The sequence below is a fragment of the Arthrobacter sp. 05T442 genome, from assembly GCF_056395945.1.
This window is the reverse complement of the sequence record NZ_JBFTKM010000028.1, coordinates 1-16,010: the sequence shown is the minus strand read 5'-3', so window position 1 is coordinate 16,010 and position 16,010 is coordinate 1. Positions and strand designations below refer to the sequence as shown.

Genomic DNA, 16,010 nt, shown 5'->3' with positions numbered 1-16,010 from the left:
CCGTACCACCAACACCGAACGAAAGGAGGCTGCTGTGCCTGAAGATATCAACCTCGAAATTTTCAATGCCGACCCGATCACCGAGGACGTGTCGGACGCGGCGCCACAGGCCGCAACCGGAGCCGCACCAAAGACGTACGCCGGTGCTGTCCCTGCCGGGGATGCAGCTGCAGAGTCCCAGTCGGACCTCAGCGCCGAAATGAAAGCCCTCGGCGAGGCCTACGCCCAGGCGCTCAAGAACGGTGCCCCGGTCGAGACCCAGCCCCGGCTGGACTACGCGCCCTACCGCAGCAGCGTCCTGCGCCACCCCACCAAGGACCTGCACCATGCCGACCCGGAGACCATCGAACTGTACTCCCCGGCGTTCGGGCACATGGACGTGCACGCCCTCGAATCCGACCTCACCATCCAGCACAACGGTGAACCGCTGGGCGAACGCATCATTGTCTCCGGCCGCGTGCTCGACGGCGACGGCCGCCCTGTCGCCGGTCAGCTCGTCGAAATCTGGCAGGCCAACTCCGCCGGCCGCTACATCCACAAGCGCGACCAGCACCCGGCGCCGCTCGACCCCAACTTCACTGGCGTCGGCCGCTGCATCACGGGTGCCGACGGCTCCTACACCTTCACCACCATCAAGCCCGGCGCCTACCCGTGGAAGAACCACCTCAACGCCTGGCGCCCGGCCCACATCCACTTCTCCTTGTTCGGCCAGGAATTTACCCAGCGGATCATTACCCAGATGTACTTCCCCGGCGACCAGCTCTTCCCGCTGGACCCGATCTACCAGTCGATCGTGGACCAGGACGCGCGGGACCGGCTCGTGGCCACCTACAACCACGAACAGACCAAGCCCGAATGGGCCCTGGCGTACAACTGGGACATTGTCCTGACCGGGTCCAAGCGGACCTGGACCGAAAACGAGGCTTTGGGAGCAGACGGCGATGACCATGAGTAAACTCACCCCCACCCCTGGCCAGACCGTAGGGCCCTTCTACGGTTACGCGCTGCCCTACGCGAAGGACCGTGAGCTCCTGGCCCCCGGATCCCCGGGCTCCATCCGGCTCCAGGGCACCGTGTACGACGGCGCGGGCCACCCCATCCCGGACGCGATCCTGGAAATCTGGCAGGCCGACGCGCACGGCTTGGTCCCCCACCACACGGGCTCCCTGGTCCGGGACGACTATACCTTCACCGGGTTCGGCCGCAGCGCGGTGGGCAACACGGGCGTCTTCACGTTCACCACCGTGAACCCGGGCCCCACTGAGCCCGGGGCCGCGCCGTTCATCTCCGTGGCCGTGTTTGCGCGCGGCCTCATGAACCGTCTCTTCACGAGGGTCTACCTGCCGGAAGACGAAGAGGCCCTGGCCAAGGACGCGCTGCTCAGCTCCTTGGAACCGGCACGCCGCAAGACACTGATCGCACGCCGGGATCCCGACGGCGGCCTCAGCTGGGACATCAGGCTCCAGGGCGGGGACGAGACAGTCTTCCTTGACTTCGAGGATGCCTCGAAGTGACCTCCTTCGAATCCGGCGCCGCGGCCCTGCAGGGCGATTTCGGCCTGCTGAGCCCCGTGTCGGCGTCGCCCCTCGTGGCGGCGCTGACCGGGGACCGCGCGGTGCTGGCTGCCATCCTCCGGGTCGAGGCCGCCTGGGCCACGGTCCTGCAGGATGCTGCCCTCGCGCCGGCCGGTTCCGCAGCCCTCGTGGCGGAGGCAGCCGGGATGGACCGCTACGACGTCGCGGACATCGCCGTGCGCGCCCAAGGCGGGGCCAACCCGGTCATTCCGCTCCTCGCTGACCTCCGGCGGCAGGTTAAGGCGCTCGATACCGGCGGCATCGGCGCAGGGAAAGCCGTGCACACATCGCTGACAAGCCAGGACGTGCTCGACTCGGCCCTCATGCTGCTGGCCCAGGGCGCCATACGCGGACTGCTCACCGAGCTCTCGGCCACGACGGCGGCGCTGGCCGCCCTTGCCAACCGGCACAAGCACACCCTGTGCGTTGGCCGCAGCCTGACCCAGCACTCACTGCCGTTCAGCTTCGGCCTCAAGGCAGCGCAATGGTTCCACGGACTCGCGGCGGCCGCGCGCCGGCTCGAGTCCCTTGAACTGCCGGTGCAAACCGGCGGTGCGGCGGGAACCCTCGCCGCCGGAACCGGGCTGACCGCAGGCTCGCCGCTCACCCCCTTCGACCTGTCGGACCGGCTGGCCGCCGAACTCGGCCTCGCCCCGGTGCCGGCGCCGTGGCACACCAACCGGCTTCCCGTGACGGCCCTGGGCGATGCCCTCGCCACCGTGACCGATGCTGCTGGTAAGATCGCCTCCGACGTGCTGTTCCTCAGCCGGGCGGAGGTGGCCGAACTGGCAGAACCGCGCGCAGCCGGCCGCGGTGTTTCCTCCGCCATGCCGCAAAAACAGAATCCCGTACTGTCCGTGCTGGTCCGCAGTGCCGCCCTGCAGGCACCAAACCTTGCTGCACAGCTGCACCTGGCGGCCGCCAATTTCAATGACGAGCGCCCCGACGGCGCCTGGCACAGCGAATGGCCGGCCCTGCGCCAGCTGCTCCGTCTCGCCCTTGGCGCCGCCGGGCAGCTGCGCGAACTCGCCGAGGGGCTGCAGGTTTTCCCTGATGCCATGCGCCGCAACCTGGGCCTCTCCGGTCCGCTGCTGCTGTCCGAGGCCGTCACCGCCGCCGTGGCGCCTCTGCTCGACGACATGAACAGCCCGCACGGTTTAGGCAAGAGCGGCAAGCAGCGACTGCAGGCCGTCGTGGACCAGACGCTCCAGGCCCCGGCGGCCGAACAGGCGGCCACCTACCGCCGTCTGCTCCGGGCGGCCGTGCCCGCGGAGCTGCTCTCCGATGCCCGGCTTGAGGAGCTTCTGGACCCGGCCAAATACCTCGGTCAGGCCGCCGAGATCTCCCGCCGGATCCTCGCGGCGTATCCGGACTACGCCGCCGGCCCGGCCTCACCTGAATATGACCGTGCCGCCGCCCACCCACTTCAGAACGGAGCCTCCCGTGGCTAGACCCACCGTCAAAGCAGTCCTGCTCTCGCCCCAGCGCCCGCTCGGCGACAAGCCCCTCCTCGTCGTGGGCCCCTCGCTCGGGACCTCCTCGCTGCTCTGGAGCCAGGCCGGCGCCATCCTGGGCGTCGACGTCGACGTCGTCGCCTGGGACCTGCCCGGGCACGGCGTCTCGCCCGCGGCACACGAGACATTCACCGTCGCCGAGCTGGCCGACGCCGTGATCGGCCTGGTCGATTCGATCGCCCCCGGTGCGCGCTTCCATTACGCCGGGGTGTCCCTCGGCGGGGCCACCGGCCTGCAGCTCGGCATCAAGCACGGCGACCGGCTCAAGAGCCTCTCCGTGCAGTGCTCCGGCGCGAAGATCGGCACGCCCGAGGGCTGGCTGGAGCGAGCCGAAACCGTGCGCACGCAGGGCACGCCGGTGATGATCCAGGGCTCCGCGGAGCGCTGGTTCGCCCCGGGGTTCATGGAGCGCCAGCCGGAGCTCAGCGGCCGGCTCCTGCACACCCTGCGGGACGCCGACCGCTTCAGCTACGCCTTCTGCTGCGAGGCCCTGGCCGGCTTCGACGTGCGGGACCAGCTCGGCACCATCCGCGTCCCCACCCAGGTCGTTGCCGGCGTCCTGGACGCCGTTGCCCCGCCGTCGATGGCCGAGGAGGTGGCAGCGGGCATCACCTCCGGCGGCGGGACCGCCACGGCTGTCAGCCTGGAGGGCGTGGCACACCTGGCCCCCTTCGAGGCGCCGGGCCACGTCGCCGAGCTGCTGAAGAGCCTCATCAGCTGGACCGAGACCCAAGGAGAGGGCGAATGACCGGACCCCAACTCAGCAGCCCCGAGCTCAACGGGCCGCAGCGCCACGGCGTGGTCCAGCCCACCGCTACGAGCCAGGAGATCTACGAAGGCGGCATGATCGTCCGCCGCGAGGTCCTGGGCGCAGCGCACGTGGATCGCGCCAACGCCAAGAAGGACTCCTTCACGGAGGACTTCCAGGACATGATCACCCGGATCGCCTGGGGCGGGATCTGGACCCGCCCGGGCCTGAGCCGGCAGATGCGCTCGGCTGTCACCATCACCGCGATGGTGGCCCACGGGCACTGGGAAGAACTCGCCATGCACATCCGCGCTGCCATCACCAACGGCCTGAGCAGGGATGAAATCAAGGAAATCCTGCTGCAGACCGCCATCTACTGCGGGGTCCCCTCCGCCAACACCGCCTTCAAGACCGCCCAGCAAGTATTCCATGAAATGGACAACACCGAAATGGACAACACGGCGTTTGACGCAGCCACCCCTCCCAACTAGCTGGCAGTTAAGGCCGTTTTGGACGTCCAGAACGGCCTTAACTGCTAGCTAGTTGGGATTCCCAGACGGAAATTAGAGGAACAGTATGAACCAGGCTTTTATTTACGACGCCGTGCGGACTCCGTTCGGGAAGTTCGGTTCCGGTCTGGCCGCGGTCCGGCCGGATGACCTCGCCGCGCATGTGATCGGGGAGGCCGTCAAGCGCGCGCCGGGGCTCGATGTTGAGCGGATCGATGAGGTGGTGTTCGGGAACGCGAACGGCGCCGGTGAGGAGAACCGCAACATCGCCCGGATGGGCACCCTGCTGGCAGGGCTGCCGGTCTCGATCCCGGGGACCACGGTCAACCGGCTCTGCGGGTCCTCGCTGGACGCGGCTATCATCGCCTCCCGCCAGATCAGCACCGGGGACGCGGAGCTGATGCTGGTCGGCGGCGCCGAGTCCATGTCCCGGGCGCCGTGGGTGCTGCCCAAGACCGAGAAGCCCTACCCGGCCGGGGACCTTTCCCTGGTCTCCACGACGCTGGGCTGGCGCCTGGTGAACCAGGCCATGCGCCCGGAGTGGACCATCTCCCTGGGCGAGGCCACCGAACGGCTGGCCGAAAAGTACGGGATCACCCGCCAGGCGCAGGACGAGTTCTCCGCCAACTCCCACAACCTGGCCGCCGCGGCCTGGGACGATGGTTTCTACGACACCCTCGTCGCACCGGTCCCGGGCACCGGCCTGGTCCGGGACGAGGGCATCCGTCCCGGGTCCTCGGCGGAGAAGCTTGCCGGGCTCAAGACCGTGTTCCGCGCCGAAGACGGGACGGTCACGGCCGGGAATGCCTCCCCGCTCTCGGACGGCGCCTCCGCGGCGTGGCTCGGATCCGAGGCCGCCGCCGGGATCCTGGGCCTGGACCCGCTGGCCAGGATCGCCGGGCGCGGCGCGCACGCGAACGATCCCCAGTTCTTCGGCTACGCCCCGGTGGAGGCGGCGAACAAGGCCCTCGCGAAGGCCGGCATCGGCTGGGACCAGGTCGGCGCCGTCGAACTGAACGAGGCGTTCGCCGCGCAGTCCCTGGCCTGCATCAGCGCCTGGGGCATCGACCCTTCGATCGTGAACCGGCACGGCGGCGCGATCGCGATGGGCCACCCGCTCGGCGCCTCCGGCGGCCGGATCCTGGGCACCCTGGCCCGCAGTCTCCAGGCCTCCGGTGAACGCTGGGGCGTCGCCGCGATCTGCATCGGCGTCGGCCAGGGCCTGGCCGTCGTCCTCGAGAACGTCACCACCGCCCGTGGGCATAACCTGCCGGCACAACCAGTAAAGGGCTAGGCCATGCTGAATTTCATTGACACGGTCGGCGAGGCCGTCGCCGGCATCAAGGACGGCTCCACCGTCATGATCGGCGGCTTCGGCAACGCCGGCCAGCCGTTCGAACTCATCGACGCCCTGCTGGAGTGCGGCGCCACCGACCTGACCGTGGTCAACAACAACGCCGGCCAGGGCGACCAGGGGCTGGCCCTGTTGATCAAGGAGGGCCGGGTGAAGAAGATGATCTGCTCCTTCCCGCGGCAGTCCGATTCCTGGCACTTCGACGCGAAGTTCCGCGCCGGTGAGATCGAGCTCGAGCTCGTCCCGCAGGGCAACCTGGCCGAGCGGATCCGTGCCGCGGGCGCCGGGATCGGCGGCTTCTTCACCCCCACGGGGTACGGCACCATGCTCGCCGAAGGCAAGGAAACCCGGATCCTCGACGGCCGCGGCCAGGTCTTCGAGACCCCCATCCACGCCGACGTCGCCCTGATCAAAGCCCTCAAGGCCGACGGCAAGGGCAACCTCGTCTATCGCAAGACCGCCCGGAATTTCGGGCCGATCATGGCCGCCGCGGCCAAGCACACCGTGGCACAGGTGTCGGGGATCGTCCCCACCGGCAGCCTCGACCCGGAGATCATCGTGACTCCCGGAATCTACGTCAACAGCATTGTGAAGGTGGCCTGAGATGAGCATCCCGACAAATGACCAGGCGGCTGTCCGGACAAATATCCGGACCGCCGAGAAGCCGCTGGGCCGCGACGACCTGGCCCGCCTGGTGGCCCGGGACATCAAGCCCGGCTCCTTCGTGAACCTCGGCATCGGCCAGCCGACCCTGGTCTCCAACTACCTCGAGCCGGAGCAGAACATCACGCTCCACACCGAGAACGGCATGCTGGGCATGGGCCCCGAAGCCGCCGGGGACCAGATCGACGGAGACCTCATCAACGCCGGGAAGATCCCGGTCACCGAGCTGCCCGGCGCGTCCTACTTCCACCACGCCGATTCGTTCGCCATCATGCGCGGCGGGCACCTGGACATCTGCGTCCTCGGCGCGTTCCAGGTCTCCGCCACCGGCGACCTCGCCAACTGGCACACCGGCGCCCCCGACGCGATTCCCGCTGTCGGCGGAGCGATGGACCTCGCCACAGGGGCCAAGGACGTCTTCGTGATGATGACGCTCCTGACCCGCGAGGGCGTGTCCAAGCTCGTGGAGGCTTGCACCTACCCGCTCACCGGGATCGGCTGCGTCACCCGCGTCTACACCGACAAGGCCGTCTTCCTGACAGGCCCCGACGGCGTCGAGGTCCGGGAAACCTTCGGCTGCACCCTTGAGGAACTGCAGGACATGGTGCCGGTGCCGCTCAGGGCCGCCTCCGCCGCCGGAAGCTGACACCCCCTCCCGCGCGTATACAGTGATGCGGAACCGAGAGGCGAGAAATGATTGACGCAGCAAAGGCCGCCACGTCGAACAGCACACCCCCTGCCAGTGACCAGTACGTCCAGTCGCTGGCTCGCGGGCTGGCCGTGATCCGTGCCTTCGACACGGAGCATCCGAAGATGACGCTGACAGAAGTGGCTGCCCGGACGGATTTGACCCGGGCCACCGCCCGGCGCTTCCTGCACACCCTCGTGGAACTCGGCTACGTCCGCACGGACGGCAAGATCTTCGCGCTGACCGCCAGGGTGCTGCAGCTCGGCTATGCCTACCTGTCCGGGTTGTCGTTGCCCCAGCTCGCCCAGCCGCACCTTGAGGAACTCTCACACGAGCTGGGGGAATCGACGTCGGCCGCCGTGCTGGAGGGCACCGACATCGCGTATGTCGCCCGCGTTTCGACCCGGCGGATCATGACCGTCGGCATCACGGTGGGAACGCGTTTCCCGGCGTACGCCACCTCGATGGGACGGGTGCTGCTCGCCGCCCTTCCGGCCGCGAAACTACAGGAATACCTGGCTGCCGTCGAGATTCGTCCGCTCACCCCGCGGGCCATCGGCACGCCGGCGGAGCTCATGGCCGAGCTGGACACCGTCCGCACACAGGGCTGGTGCCTGCTGGACCAGGAACTTGAACTCGGGCTGATGTCCATCGCGGCGCCGGTCTGTGACGGGCCCAAAGTCGTAGCGGCCATCAACGTCTCGCTGCAGGCCCAGTCCGTGGCAGCACAAACGGACCCGGAGGCTTACCTGGACTCGGTGCGCCGGGCCACCGTGGCCACCGCGCAAATCATCTCCGACGACCTGTCCTCGGGCCGTTAACTACGGAGCCCAGGCTCAGGACCCGGAGATCGGCCCCGTTGAAACCCTGATGGTGACCCCGTCGGGATCGTCACTGATCTTCAAGTGCAGATCCCTGCCGACGAGGGAGGCGTGAATGTCCTCGCTGTGCTCGGGCGCCAACTGTTCAGCAAGCCGAGTGACCGCCAGTGCCATTGCCCTGCCCCAGTCATGGGGATCCATGCTGGATGCCTCAGCCTCGGCCGAGTACTTCTCTTGTTCAGTCACGTGCCCCCCGCTTTCGACGTCTGAAGCGGGCCCGGCAGGATGATCCGGACAGGCCGCCGGGCGCGAACAGCGGCCGGCATGCTCCAGTACATAAGCATGCCCAGTCTAGTGACCCCGCGGATGGAACGTCCACGATCCGGCCCGGCGCTGCGGAAGTTACGCAGGACTGCGGATAAGATTTCACTTCGGGACACCTCCCGCCCCCTTGCCTCCGAAGGACGCCATGACAGAGAACAACCCCGCGCCTGAGAGCACACAGGCCAAGCGCGCCGCCGTCGTCATTAACCCCATGAAATCCTCGGGCGAGGACTTCAAGGCCGCCTTCCACCGGCTCTGCGAGACAGAAGGCTGGGCCGAACCGCTCTGGCTCGAAACCACGGCAGAGGACACCGGACTGGGCCAGGCGCGCCAGGCCCTTGAGGCCGGAGTCGACGTCGTCATCGCCGCCGGCGGCGACGGTACTGTCCGCTGCGTGGCCGAGGTCCTCGCCGGCACCGGAACGCCCATGGGCCTGGTTCCGCTGGGCACCGGGAACCTCCTGGCTCGCAACATCGGCGTCGACATCACCGACCCGGTGGCCGCCAGCTACGACATCCTGAACGGCAGCGACGTCAAGGTGGACGTCGTCCGGGCGAGCCTTGACCACGCCGAGGAGCAGCAGCTATTCCTGGTCATGGCCGGGCTCGGCTATGACGCCGCGATCATGGCAAATACCGTTGACGGGCTCAAGGACCGTGTGGGCTGGCTTGCGTATGTGGAGGCGGGCATCCGGCACCTGCCCGGCAAACCGGTCAAGGCGAAGATCAGCGTCGACGGGAAGCACCCCGTGCGCCGCCGGCTCCGCAGCGTGATGGTCGGAAACTGCGGCAAGATCATGGGCGGTGTGGAAATCTTCCCCGACGCCAAGGTCGATGACGGCATCCTCGACGTCGTGATCCTGGCTCCGATCGGACGGCTCGGCTGGCTGAACGTCCTGGCCGGGGTGTTTGGCCGCAAGGGCAGGAAGAACCAGTCCGTGGAGTACTTCACGGGCAAATCCGCGGAAATCGAACTGGACCACGAACAGGAATTCCAGCTCGACGGCGACCACCTCGGCAAGGCGAAGCACCTCAAAGTCTCCGTGGACCACGGGGCCCTCGCCGTCCGGATGACGGCGGCCTGACGCCTCCGTCCTGCCATCAGGGGTCCGTCGAGACGGCCGGGCGGTGGGCCAGTATCTCGGCGAGTTCCGCAAGCCGGTGCGCGCGTGCTGACTCGGCCGGCGTAAACGGTTCGCCGGGCCTGACAAACGTGAGGGGGCCGTGCCAGGCGGTCGGGAGCCGCAGAAAGGTGCCGTCCCTGGCCGGGGGAGTCTTCGCTTCGGGGGCGCCGGAGGCCGGTGCCGTCCAGATCCGCGCCCGGAGCAGTTCCGCGACCGCCAGCGGCAGTTCGCCCGGGTTGCCGGCTATCCGGGCGGCGAGGCTCAGCGCCCCGGTCTGTCCGTCGGCCATGGCCAAGGCCGTGGTGGGCCAGGCGTGCGGCTCGGCCCCGCCACCGGCCTTCAGGGCCCGGAGCAGTTCGCCTTCCGTCAGCTCCCCCGGCGCGGAGAGCACAAACTCGTCGAGGACCCCGCCGGCGACCGGGTGGACGTGGATGCTCAGGATGTTCGTCTCCAGCGCTGCCAGGGCCTGCGTGACCTTCTGCAGTGATCCCGGCTTGTCCTGCAAAACGGTGCGGGCCCGCCAGAGGGCAGGTGCCGCCACGAGCTTCCTGCGGTGGCGCAGGGCCGGGGCATGGAGCCAGCGCCGCAGCATCCGCGCCGCTGAGGGTTCCGCAACCCAGATCACGAGGATCGTCGCAGTCATGGTGAGGACCAGAACCTTGGCCACATACGGCAGGTGCGTTTCCACCACGGCGGCATGCACCAGCAGTTCGATCGGGAGCATCACAGCGACATTGGCCAGGGTCAGCCGCGCCTTGGTGGGTTCGGGCATCTGCCCGCATACTTCGCAGCTCAACTCGGAGGCGGCCGGACCCTGTGCATTGCCATTGGCTTTGGGTTTCATGCTCCCATGATGGCGGCCGGCTGTTTCAGGCGGGTTGCCGCCTGGTGACAGTTGTGGACCGGCCGCCGGGGTCCCGACGTGCGCCTAACGGCGCCGCTCTCCGGAGAGTTCGCCGGACGTCCGGGCAACCGCGCCACCGTCATTGTCCGGGCCGGCCAGCCGGGCCAGCAGGTCCCGGATTTCGGCAAGCAGGGCCGTGTCGGCCGGTATCGGCTTCTCTTCGGGCTCGGCCGTGCCCAGGCGGTTCTTGACCAGCCTGTTGATCCGGTTCATTGGCGCCACGAAGATGAAGTACACCACCGCCGCTGTGATCAGGAAGGTCACAAAGGCCGTGACCACTGCGCCGATGTTGACGAAGGTCTTCGGGTTGCCGGGCCAGATGTGGAAGCCCAGCCCGTCCGTCGCGACGCCGCCCGCGGCTGCAATGATCGGGTTGACGATGTTAGCCGTGAACGCGCTTACCAAGGCCGTGAAGGCCGTGCCTACGACGACGGCGATGGACAGTTCGATCACGTTGCCGCGCAGGATGAAATCTTTGAATCCTTTGAGCATGGGGGACCTCCGGTGTGCCGTTCTTTAATGTCTTCACTGTTAGCCGCTGCAGACTTTGCTGCTTCAGGCAACCGCTAGACGCTACCACCCCGTGCGCGTCCGGCGGGTTCCGATCAACGGTGCACGATGCCGAGACGGCCCCGTTCCGGCGTAAAATCAGGGGCGGATGCCAGTGCCGCCGTCGTAATACTCCGACCGCAACGAAAGGCGCCCCGCTCCGTGAAGATGCTCGCCGAGATGTTCACCATGGCACCAGCCAACAAGGACCATCGGGTCGCACTCCGTTGCGCCATAGGCGTCTTCGTTCCGCTGATCACCCTCGTGCTCCTGCACCGCCTGGATCTGGCCATCTTCGCGTCGTTCGGCGCGTTCACCGGGATCTACGGCCGGAATGAGCCGCACGGTAAACGGTTCGTGATCCAGTTGCGGGCCGGCGGGCTGATGCTGCTGGTGATGCTTCTGGCTGCCCTGACGGCGCGCACCGGCCAGGCGTTTGCGCTCTCCCCGGCCAGCACCACGTGGGTCCAGGTCGTGGCCACCACGGCCGTCGCGGGAGGCTGCTCCCTGGTCGTCGCATGGTGGCGCCTGCGCCCGGCAGGATCCCTCTTCCATATCTTCGCCTTCGCGGCCATCGCGTCGATCCGCGGCCAGCCGCCGCTGTGGCAGGGCATGCTCGTCGCGGTGCTGACAGTCGCTTTCTGCCTGCTGGTCGGGATGTCCTCACGCGTGGCCCGGAGCCGCCGGACGCCATGGGGGCGGCCGGCACGCGCGAGGCTGGCTCCGGCCGAGAAACGGGCGGCCCGGCTCGAAGCCGGCGGATACCTGGTGGCGGCCGGGCTGGCCGGAACGCTGGCGACCATGGCCGGCGAATGGCTCGGCTTCGGCCACAACTACTGGGCCATGGTTGCTGCCGTCGTCCCGCTCGTGGGACACACCACACGCCACCGCATCAGCCGGGGCGTGCAGCGACTCATCGGCACGGCCGTGGGACTGGTGCTGCTGGCAGGCATCCTGTTGTTCCAGCCCGCGCCGTGGCAGACAGTGCTGGTGATCGCCGCCTGCCAGTTCGGTGCGGAAATGTTCATTGCCCGCCAGTATGCCCTGGCCCAGGTGTTTGTCACGCCGCTGGCCCTGATCTCCACCCTGCTGGTGGCGCCCGTATCGCCGGGAGTCCTGCTCCGGGACCGGATTCTGGAGACCGTCATCGGCGCCGCCGTCGGCATCGCCGTCGTGCTGGCCCCCAGCGCCTGGCGCCGCCTCCAGCAACGCCGGGCGCTGCGGCGCGCCGCTGCCTGAGCCTGCCGCCCGGCCGCACCTTCGGCTTCCGGCCGGAGCTTCGCCTTCCGGTCGGAGCTTCCCGAGGCTGGGAGTTGTGTCGCTCCGCGGTGTTGTATGGGACACTAAAAACCATTGAATGGAAGCGCGGATGGATGAGGGGAAGCGTGGCGAACTCGGGTTCCGGTGATTCCGTGGTGGACCGCGTGGTGCGCGTGATCGCCGCGTTTCCGGAGGGCGTCACCGTCCTGCAGCTTTCCGAACTGGCCGCCCGGTCTGGCCTGCCCCTCACCACGGCCCATCGGCTGGTCCGGCAGCTGGCCGGGCATGGCCTGCTGGATCTCGGTCCCGGCGGCTCGGTGCGGCTGGGCCTGCGCCTGTGGGAAATTGTCAACCGGAATTCCCCCACACTGGAGCTCCGCCAGGCGGCCCTGCCGTTCATGGAGGACATCCAGCAGGTGCTCAACCAGAACGTGAACCTCGCCGTGCTGGACGGCTGGGAGGCGTTGTTCGTTGAGCGGCTGTCCCGGCGCGGGTCGGTCGCCAACCGCGCCCAAGTGGCGGGCCGGATGCCCGTGCACCTGTCCTCTGCCGGGCTGGTGCTCATGGCTAACCAGCCCGGGGGCGCCCAGGCTGACTACCTCAGGAGTATCACCGGCACCGCCGTCCGGCCCACGGCCGGGGACCTACGGGTTCTGCTGGCAGAAGCCGCGCGCCAGGGCTATGCGCAGCTGGCCGGGGTGGTGGACCCTGACACGTGGGGCATTGCAGTCCCGGTGCTGGACCGCAAGAAACACGCAGTGGCCGCCCTCGGCGTCGTGGTTCCCCTGCATGAGGTGCGCCTGCAGGCGCTCGTTCCCGCCCTGCAGACCGCCGCCCGCGGCATCGGGCGGCGGCTGGGGGAGTCCCCAGGCAGTGCACACTTCCGTTCAATGGAAGCATTGTAACGCGGATCACGCATCCCGGAGCAGACTGGTAGCCAAGGGATCCATCCGGCCCAGGGCACGCCGCCGGGGCCCGCAACGAAGCGAGGAACACATGGCAAACCGTAAAGTCATCACCACCCAGGTCGCGATCCTGGGTGCCGGACCGGCGGGGCTCATGTTGTCCCACCTGCTGGCCAAGGCCGGGATCGAATCCACTGTCATCGAAATCCGCAGCCACCAGGAGATCTCGGAAACCGTCCGCGCCGGCATCCTCGAGCACGGCTCGGTGAAGATGCTCGTGGACAGTGGAGTGTCCGACCGGGTGCTGCGGAAGGGCGACCGCCACGACGGGATCGAGCTTCGCTTCAACGGGGAAAGCCACCGGATCGACTTCCAGGACCTCGTCGGGGAATCAGTGTGGCTCTACCCCCAGACCGACGTGTTCACCGACCTCGCCGCACGGCGCCGGGCCGACGGCGGCGACGTCAGGTACAGCGTTACCGACACCACCATCCACGACATCGCAGGCAAGCCGAAAGTCTGGTTCACCGACTCCGCCGGAGTGGAGTACGAACTTCAGGCCGAGTTCATCACAGGCGCGGATGGCTCGCGCAGCCACTGCCGCTTCCAGATTCCCGAAGCGGACCGGAAGTGGTACTTCCACGAGTACCCTTTCGCCTGGTTCGGCATCCTGGCGGAGGCGCCGCGCAGTTCGGAGGAGCTGATCTACGCCAACTCCGAGAACGGCTTTGCCCTCATCAGCCAGCGCACCGAAAAGGTCCAGCGGATGTACTTCCAGTGCGATCCCAACGAGGACGTCCACGACTGGAGCGAGGAACGCATCTGGGAGGCCTTCCGCAGCCGCGTCAACGGCAACGGGTTCGAGCTCAAGGAGGGACCGGTCATCGATAAGACCGTCCTGAAGTTCCGCAGCTTCGTCCACGCGCCGATGCGCCACGGGAACCTTTTCCTGGCCGGCGACGCCGCCCACACTGTCCCGCCCACCGGGGCCAAGGGCCTGAACCTGGCACTGAACGATGTCAGGGTGCTCATCGAGGGGCTCGACAGCTTCTACGCAACCGGCTCGACCGTGCTGCTGGACGCCTACAGCAACCGGGCCCTGGACCGGGTCTGGAAGGCCCAGCAGTTCTCCTACTGGATGACCTCCATGCTTCACACCCCGGCCGGCGCCGACGACTTCGCCCGCGCCCGCCAGCTAGGCGAGCTCAATGCGGTGGTGTCATCCCGCCACGGCCGGGCGTACCTCGCGGAGGCCTACACCGGCTGGCCCGGGGCCCACTAAGGGCGCCTGAGGGCACCTCCCAGGCCGCCCGTCGCGGGCCCGACTCCGGGGTCAGCGGCTTGCTCACGTCACTATCTTCTTATCGACAGGCCCCCGGGCCAGGACTACCCTTAAGCCGTCCCAGCATGACCCCGACAAGGACGATGGAGAGGTGTCCGATCATGGGAACCGCAGAGAATGTTGAACTGGTCCGGCGGGGGTACGAGGCCTTCAACGCCGGAGATATGGCGAGCCTCAGCGAGATGTTCGCGGAGGACGCGGTCTGGCACGTCGGCGGAAGTGGCGTGCTATCGGGGAAAAAACAAGGCCGCGACGCCGTTCTGGCGTACTTCGGCGAATTAGGGGCGCGCACCAAGGGTGACTTCCAGGCCAACCTCAAGGACATTGTCGGCGGGGAGAACTGCACGGTTGCGATCCAGCAGACCCAAGGAACAAACAACGGCAAGACCCTGGACGTGGCCACGGTCATCACGTTTGTGGTCCGCGACGGAAAGATCACGGAAGGGCGGGAGTACTTCGAGGACACCGGAAAGTTCGACGATTTCTGGGTCTAGTCCTGATCCAGGGTCCCCGTCAGGTGGTGGGTCGGAATCCGGTCCCGGTCATACGTGATCTCGGTATAGCCGTGCGGTTCGGGTTTCCCGGCATGGCTCAGGTTCACGAAGACGATTTCCTCAATTGTGAGGATGCTCTGTCGGGTGATCATGTTCCGGACCTCGGCGCGCATGGTCAGTGACGTCCGGCCGAAGCGGGTCGCGGTGAGGCCCATTTCGACCAGATCCCCCTGGACAGCGGAACTGACAAAGTTGATTTCGGAAATGTATTTGGTGACGGCCCGGCCGTTGCCCAGCTGCAGGATGGCGTAAATTGCCGCTTCCTCGTCGATCCATTTCAACAGGCTTCCACCAAACAGCGTGCCGTTGGCGTTGAGATCTTCGGGCCGCACCCATTTGCGGGTGCGGAAAGTGATGTCGGCCTGTTCCATAGTGCGAGGTTAGCCGACGGCGGTGCGCCGCCCCCAGTGTGACGCCTCCCGAGGCGACGGGTCCAAGGGTGACCGGGACCGGCTTGCGTACATGTATCGGCCCTCGGCGCACGTCCTCAGGCCATGGCGGTGTGCGCGGCGCTGTGGGAATCGATCGTCTTGGCGTAGCAGTAGGAGTGCTCGACGCCGACGTACGGCCCGAAATTCGGCACGGGCCCGAAGCCGGAGTTCTCGTAGAATTGCCTACCGTCCGTCTGGACCGAGCCCGCTTCCGCGGTGATGGTGGTGATGCCGAGGGCATGGGCATGGGCCTCCAGTGCCGCGAGGATTGAGCTCGCGATGCCGGAACCACGCGTGTACGGCAGCACGTAAAGCCGCTTGATCTCGGCGGTGTGCCCCGCCAGGATCCGGAGCCCCCCGCAGCCTACGGGCTGGCCCGACGCCTTGTCGTGGGCGACGAGGAAAACGGCAGTGTCGGCTTCCGACGGCGGCGGTCCTGGCTCGTGTCCGCTGGTGCCGAAACGGGCATCAAGTTCAGCCTGCTGGGCTGCCCGCAGGGCCGCCCCCACCGGGTTGGCCCACGTGACCTGCCGGATGTTGAGCCGGGGATTGGTCTGCATCGCTGCCTCGATTCGCCGAAGGGTTATGCGACTCAAGGCTAGCCTCGATTTTTCATGATGCTCGTTGTTGGCCGCTGATTTGTGGCCGCGGCTGGCGGGCGGTTGTTTTCTGTTTCCGGGCAGTCTGGTGTGGCCCGTTTGGTTCGCTTGGGGTTGGCGCCGGTTCCACTTCCGGTGATGGGGCTGA

The 16,010-nt window shown here is 67.7% G+C and carries 19 protein-coding genes; 14 read left to right on the top strand and 5 right to left on the bottom strand.

The genetic code is table 11. The features are described from left to right. The first annotated feature begins 34 nt into the window (after positions 1-34). From pcaH to AC1DES_RS18020, 9 genes are all read left to right on the top strand, one after another. Positions 35-955 carry a protocatechuate 3,4-dioxygenase subunit beta gene (gene pcaH, locus AC1DES_RS18060; RefSeq protein ID WP_476897081.1) on the top strand — a complete coding sequence of 307 codons (921 nt, stop codon included), beginning with the start codon at positions 35-37 and terminating at the stop codon, positions 953-955. Next, the gene (pcaG, locus tag AC1DES_RS18055) at positions 948-1,514 is read left to right on the top strand and encodes a protocatechuate 3,4-dioxygenase subunit alpha (protein WP_476897080.1); all 567 of its coding nucleotides are present in this window, start codon (positions 948-950) and stop codon (positions 1,512-1,514) included. Before pcaH ends, pcaG begins: the two co-directional genes overlap by 8 nt. Next, a complete protein-coding gene (locus AC1DES_RS18050; protein WP_476897079.1) occupies positions 1,511-3,025 on the top strand; it encodes a lyase family protein in 1,515 nt (504 codons plus the stop codon). The genes pcaG and AC1DES_RS18050 overlap by 4 nt, the downstream gene beginning before the upstream one ends. Then, a complete protein-coding gene (locus AC1DES_RS18045; protein WP_476897078.1) occupies positions 3,018-3,836 on the top strand; it encodes an alpha/beta fold hydrolase in 819 nt (272 codons plus the stop codon). Before AC1DES_RS18050 ends, AC1DES_RS18045 begins: the two co-directional genes overlap by 8 nt. Continuing rightward, a complete protein-coding gene (pcaC, locus tag AC1DES_RS18040) occupies positions 3,833-4,327 on the top strand; it encodes a 4-carboxymuconolactone decarboxylase (RefSeq protein ID WP_476897077.1) in 495 nt (164 codons plus the stop codon). The genes AC1DES_RS18045 and pcaC overlap by 4 nt, the downstream gene beginning before the upstream one ends. Positions 4,328-4,412: 85 nt before the next feature. Continuing rightward, positions 4,413-5,639, top strand: a complete 1,227-nt coding sequence (locus tag AC1DES_RS18035) for a thiolase family protein (protein WP_476897076.1) — start codon at positions 4,413-4,415, stop codon at positions 5,637-5,639. 3 nt (positions 5,640-5,642) lie between these two features. Further along, positions 5,643-6,302, top strand: a complete 660-nt coding sequence (locus AC1DES_RS18030) for a 3-oxoacid CoA-transferase subunit A (RefSeq protein ID WP_476897075.1) — start codon at positions 5,643-5,645, stop codon at positions 6,300-6,302. A 1-nt stretch (position 6,303) separates the two neighbouring features. Continuing rightward, positions 6,304-7,008, top strand: a complete 705-nt coding sequence (locus AC1DES_RS18025; RefSeq protein ID WP_476897074.1) for a 3-oxoacid CoA-transferase subunit B — start codon at positions 6,304-6,306, stop codon at positions 7,006-7,008. 47 nt (positions 7,009-7,055) lie between these two features. After that, positions 7,056-7,871 carry an IclR family transcriptional regulator domain-containing protein gene (locus tag AC1DES_RS18020; RefSeq protein ID WP_476897073.1) on the top strand — a complete coding sequence of 272 codons (816 nt, stop codon included), beginning with the start codon at positions 7,056-7,058 and terminating at the stop codon, positions 7,869-7,871. A 15-nt stretch (positions 7,872-7,886) separates the two neighbouring features. On the opposite strand, the gene AC1DES_RS18015 is transcribed toward AC1DES_RS18020, so the two are convergent. Further along, positions 7,887-8,117, bottom strand: coding sequence for a hypothetical protein (locus tag AC1DES_RS18015; RefSeq protein WP_476897072.1), 231 nt, complete (start codon positions 8,115-8,117; stop codon positions 7,887-7,889). A 223-nt stretch (positions 8,118-8,340) separates the two neighbouring features. Here AC1DES_RS18015 and AC1DES_RS18010 point away from each other — a divergent pair, with 223 nt between their 5' ends. Further along, positions 8,341-9,279 (top strand): diacylglycerol/lipid kinase family protein, encoded by a 939-nt coding sequence (locus AC1DES_RS18010; RefSeq protein WP_476897071.1) that lies wholly within the window; start codon positions 8,341-8,343, stop codon positions 9,277-9,279. Positions 9,280-9,295: 16 nt separating this feature from the next. On the opposite strand, the gene AC1DES_RS18005 is transcribed toward AC1DES_RS18010, so the two are convergent. Next, positions 9,296-10,162: an ACT domain-containing protein gene (locus AC1DES_RS18005; RefSeq protein WP_476897070.1), complete on the bottom strand. Its 867-nt coding sequence runs from the start codon at positions 10,160-10,162 to the stop codon at positions 9,296-9,298. 84 nt (positions 10,163-10,246) lie between these two features. Beyond that, complete coding sequence (gene mscL / locus AC1DES_RS18000) at positions 10,247-10,714, bottom strand: large conductance mechanosensitive channel protein MscL (RefSeq protein ID WP_476897069.1); 468 nt, start codon at positions 10,712-10,714, stop codon at positions 10,247-10,249. A gap of 219 nt (positions 10,715-10,933) precedes the next feature. Between mscL and AC1DES_RS17995 the strand changes: the two genes are divergently transcribed. The 4 genes from AC1DES_RS17995 to AC1DES_RS17980 all read left to right on the top strand — a co-directional run bounded on the left by AC1DES_RS17995 (position 10,934) and on the right by AC1DES_RS17980 (position 14,772). Continuing rightward, positions 10,934-12,010, top strand: a complete 1,077-nt coding sequence (locus AC1DES_RS17995) for an FUSC family protein (RefSeq protein WP_476897068.1) — start codon at positions 10,934-10,936, stop codon at positions 12,008-12,010. A 146-nt stretch (positions 12,011-12,156) separates the two neighbouring features. Continuing rightward, positions 12,157-12,936, top strand: a complete 780-nt coding sequence (locus AC1DES_RS17990) for an IclR family transcriptional regulator (RefSeq protein ID WP_476897067.1) — start codon at positions 12,157-12,159, stop codon at positions 12,934-12,936. A 91-nt stretch (positions 12,937-13,027) separates the two neighbouring features. Next, a complete protein-coding gene (locus tag AC1DES_RS17985) occupies positions 13,028-14,218 on the top strand; it encodes a 4-hydroxybenzoate 3-monooxygenase (RefSeq protein ID WP_476897066.1) in 1,191 nt (396 codons plus the stop codon). 161 nt (positions 14,219-14,379) lie between these two features. Further along, on the top strand, positions 14,380-14,772 hold the full coding sequence (locus tag AC1DES_RS17980; protein WP_476897065.1) for a nuclear transport factor 2 family protein: 393 nt from the start codon (positions 14,380-14,382) through the stop codon (positions 14,770-14,772). On the opposite strand, the gene AC1DES_RS17975 is transcribed toward AC1DES_RS17980, so the two are convergent. Then, on the bottom strand, positions 14,769-15,203 hold the full coding sequence (locus tag AC1DES_RS17975; RefSeq protein WP_476897064.1) for an acyl-CoA thioesterase: 435 nt from the start codon (positions 15,201-15,203) through the stop codon (positions 14,769-14,771). The two genes, AC1DES_RS17980 and AC1DES_RS17975, sit on opposite strands and share 4 nt — an antisense overlap. Positions 15,204-15,319: 116 nt before the next feature. After that, on the bottom strand, positions 15,320-15,823 hold the full coding sequence (locus AC1DES_RS17970; protein WP_476897063.1) for a GNAT family N-acetyltransferase: 504 nt from the start codon (positions 15,821-15,823) through the stop codon (positions 15,320-15,322). Positions 15,824-16,010: the final 187 nt, after the last annotated feature.

Excerpts from the sequence above, each read along its gene's own strand:
- pcaG (WP_476897080.1), top strand. The coding sequence starts at position 948 with ATGAGTAAACTCACCCCCACCCCTGGCCAGACCGTAGGGCCCTTCTAC.
- pcaC (WP_476897077.1), top strand. The coding sequence starts at position 3,833 with ATGACCGGACCCCAACTCAGCAGCCCCGAGCTCAACGGGCCGCAGCGC.
- AC1DES_RS18035 (WP_476897076.1), top strand. The coding sequence starts at position 4,413 with ATGAACCAGGCTTTTATTTACGACGCCGTGCGGACTCCGTTCGGGAAG.
- AC1DES_RS18030 (WP_476897075.1), top strand. The coding sequence starts at position 5,643 with ATGCTGAATTTCATTGACACGGTCGGCGAGGCCGTCGCCGGCATCAAG.
- AC1DES_RS18025 (WP_476897074.1), top strand. The coding sequence starts at position 6,304 with ATGAGCATCCCGACAAATGACCAGGCGGCTGTCCGGACAAATATCCGG.
- AC1DES_RS18020 (WP_476897073.1), top strand. The coding sequence starts at position 7,056 with ATGATTGACGCAGCAAAGGCCGCCACGTCGAACAGCACACCCCCTGCC.
- AC1DES_RS18010 (WP_476897071.1), top strand. The coding sequence starts at position 8,341 with ATGACAGAGAACAACCCCGCGCCTGAGAGCACACAGGCCAAGCGCGCC.
- AC1DES_RS18005 (WP_476897070.1), bottom strand. The coding sequence starts at position 10,162 with ATGAAACCCAAAGCCAATGGCAATGCACAGGGTCCGGCCGCCTCCGAG.
- mscL (WP_476897069.1), bottom strand. The coding sequence starts at position 10,714 with ATGCTCAAAGGATTCAAAGATTTCATCCTGCGCGGCAACGTGATCGAA.
- AC1DES_RS17985 (WP_476897066.1), top strand. The coding sequence starts at position 13,028 with ATGGCAAACCGTAAAGTCATCACCACCCAGGTCGCGATCCTGGGTGCC.
- AC1DES_RS17980 (WP_476897065.1), top strand. The coding sequence starts at position 14,380 with ATGGGAACCGCAGAGAATGTTGAACTGGTCCGGCGGGGGTACGAGGCC.
- AC1DES_RS17975 (WP_476897064.1), bottom strand. The coding sequence starts at position 15,203 with ATGGAACAGGCCGACATCACTTTCCGCACCCGCAAATGGGTGCGGCCC.
- AC1DES_RS17970 (WP_476897063.1), bottom strand. The coding sequence starts at position 15,823 with ATGCAGACCAATCCCCGGCTCAACATCCGGCAGGTCACGTGGGCCAAC.